Genomic DNA, 2,565 nt, shown 5'->3' with positions numbered 1-2,565 from the left:
TAGCATATACTTCTAATCGGGGTGGTAGACTTCTAATCGGGGTGGTAGTAGTGATAGCAGTCCGGGTCTTCCTCCTGCAACGGCTGCAAATCCCTGTGATAAAATAAAGCAACAAATGGTTAATGCTAATTTTTTGGCAAAACAGGAAGAATTAAGAAAGAAAACGGGTTTAAAAAGAGAAACAGGATATTCACAAAACAAAAATGGCCCCTTTACGCCTCTGGATAATTTGAGTAATGACAGTATGAGCTTGCCCAAAGATCCTAATACCATTGGTTATATGCACACGCATATTGATGATTATGACTCTGGAAAAGTCGATTCCAATGGAGAGCAGGAAATAAGTAAACCAATTAGAATGTTTTCACCTTCAGATGTGAAATCGTTTATTGCGCTTTTAGATAATGCCCATAGAAATAATATTCCTTTAGAGAATGTGTATGGAATGATGATTTCAAGTGAAGGAGATTATGCCTTAAGATTTGAGGGGGCTTACAGTGATCTTAATATGGGATTAAATTTCGATCAGGTAATGAATGATAAGTACAAAGAAGTTATGCAAGAAAATAATTCAAGAGAACTTGGCTTTTTAAAATTTATAAAAGAAAATATTGGCATTAACAGTATTTCGTTATTTAAAATAAATAAAGATGGTACAGCTGCCAAAAAAACATTAAATGATAATAATAAAGTAGCAACAATGCCTTGTTCCTAAATATTTAAAACAAACATTATGAAAAAGAAACTTTTTTTATACATGATAATACTTTGTATTTCAGCATGTAAAGCTCAATCAGTCCTTCCAATGGAAAAAAAGATAGATTATATAAATGCAGGTATTGGTATTCCTGAAAGTATAACATATTTTAAGGATCTAAATGGTATTCGGGATAAATATGTAGGAACCTGGAAAGGAACTTATGAAGGAAAAAAATATGAATTAATATTTTCTAAAATAACAGACAAACCTTCTCGAATAACTCAAGACAGATTAGTAATGCGTTATTTAATTAAAGACGTTAGTGGCAGAATATTAGAGGATACGCGAGCAGAACCGGATAATAGTGGTTACGTGGTTAAAAATTATTATTATGATAAAACGTTTTTTGTATTATCATATGGAGGGCGTCAATTTGATTGTGGACAAAGAGGTGAGCTTTATGTTATGCTAACTAAAAATTCTGACTCTGTAATGGAATTATTTTTAATACCACAACGCGATATTATACTTGAAAAGGATTGTCCCAATGGGGCTGCGGCACAATTATTTCCAGAGGTTAAAATGAGATTAACTAAACAGTAATTTCAAATGTTAGCAAGATTTGCAATCCTTACCAGAAAACATATGGTTGCACCTGTTCCGAATCGTTACAGACACCTATTGCAAATCCTTGCTATTTGGTAAACAATAAACAATTTCTATAATTTTAAAAACACAGATTATGAAACTTTTTTTTCATTATTATTTCAGGGCAGTCTGTTTTTTATTCCTAGCGGCAAAAGTATTCTGCCAGACTCCGGCAACAGAAAATAAAATAACGTATTTAGACGCTGCATGGGCAGAAACATACAGTGAAAACTATGCGTATATCAGGGTAGTTGAAGATTATTATTCAGATAAAAAATTGTATCGGGTTAAAGATTATTATAGATCGAAGACTTTGCAGATGATCGGTAATTCATCAGATAGAGATACAATAATTGAAGAAGGGCAATTTATCTATTATTATGAAAACGGGAATAAGCAGGCAACAGTCAATTATTTGAATGGAAAGAAAACAGGAAAAGAATTTTCATGGTATGAAAACGGAAATGTAAAATCTGAAATTGAATATTTTGAAAATTCCGATAAAAGAATCCGTTTTAAGATAAACAATTACTGGAATTCTCAAAAAGAACAAAAAGTAACAGATGGTAATGGGGACTACGAATATAATGATGAAGGCCATTTTGAGCAAAGAGGAAAAGTAAAAAATGGCTTGCATGATGGAATTTGGAAAGGGAAAAGTAGCAAACAGAAATATAGCTTTACAGAATATTATGAAAATGGAAAGCTGGTATCAGGTGCAAGTATCGATAGTCTGAATGTGGAGCATTCGTACAATGTTGTAACTCAGTTTCCATCACCAAAAAGAGGCATAGAATCTTTTTATACTTATATGGAAAGGGAAATGTCAACATATATAATGGACTTTGATGGCCTTAACGGACAAAAAATGCTTGTAAGTTTTATAGTAGATAAAGACGGTAGCCTGACTAAACCCAAAATAATAAAAGGTGTTCACCCCATGCTGAATGATAAAGTAATGAAAATAATTACACAAGCAAGAAAATGGAATCCTGGATTTGAAAGAGGTATCCCAATAAGAGTCTTTTACTCACTGCCTTTGGTACTAGGACAAAGCACACCGTAATGTTTTGGTTTTTGCCAGCTATTTTAATAAGGAATAATTTTTTAGCATAAAAGAGGATGTCAAAATTTGACATCCTCTTTTTGTATGAGTTAAATCCCTGTATCGTGCAGTTCTGTCATTTCGAGGAACGAGAAATCTTCGCAAGTAACTC

3 protein-coding genes are annotated in these 2,565 nt (G+C 32.7%); all 3 read left to right on the top strand.

Features of this window, described 5'->3' with window-relative positions; all coding sequences use genetic code 11:
• Positions 1–115 precede the first annotated feature (115 nt).
• The 3 genes from LPB89_RS21865 to LPB89_RS21855 all read left to right on the top strand — a co-directional run bounded on the left by LPB89_RS21865 (position 116) and on the right by LPB89_RS21855 (position 2,414).
• Positions 116–715 (top strand): hypothetical protein, encoded by a 600-nt coding sequence (locus LPB89_RS21865; protein ID WP_230703730.1) that lies wholly within the window; start codon positions 116–118, stop codon positions 713–715.
• 18 nt (positions 716–733) lie between these two features.
• A complete protein-coding gene (locus LPB89_RS21860; RefSeq protein ID WP_230703729.1) occupies positions 734–1,303 on the top strand; it encodes a DUF6705 family protein in 570 nt (189 codons plus the stop codon).
• 139 nt (positions 1,304–1,442) lie between these two features.
• Positions 1,443–2,414: an energy transducer TonB gene (locus tag LPB89_RS21855; RefSeq protein WP_230703728.1), complete on the top strand. Its 972-nt coding sequence runs from the start codon at positions 1,443–1,445 to the stop codon at positions 2,412–2,414.
• Positions 2,415–2,565: the final 151 nt, after the last annotated feature.

The organism is Flavobacterium sp. ENC (genome assembly GCF_020991415.1).
Lineage (GTDB): Bacteria > Bacteroidota > Bacteroidia > Flavobacteriales > Flavobacteriaceae > Flavobacterium.
Note: the sequence above shows the minus strand (reverse complement) of the source record. Positions and strands in the feature narration are given on the sequence as shown.

What these genes read in the sequence shown, in the direction of transcription:
- LPB89_RS21865 (WP_230703730.1), top strand. Translation starts at nt 116, where the DNA reads ATGGTTAATGCTAATTTTTTGGCAAAACAGGAAGAATTAAGAAAGAAA.
- LPB89_RS21860 (WP_230703729.1), top strand. Translation starts at nt 734, where the DNA reads ATGAAAAAGAAACTTTTTTTATACATGATAATACTTTGTATTTCAGCA.
- LPB89_RS21855 (WP_230703728.1), top strand. Translation starts at nt 1,443, where the DNA reads ATGAAACTTTTTTTTCATTATTATTTCAGGGCAGTCTGTTTTTTATTC.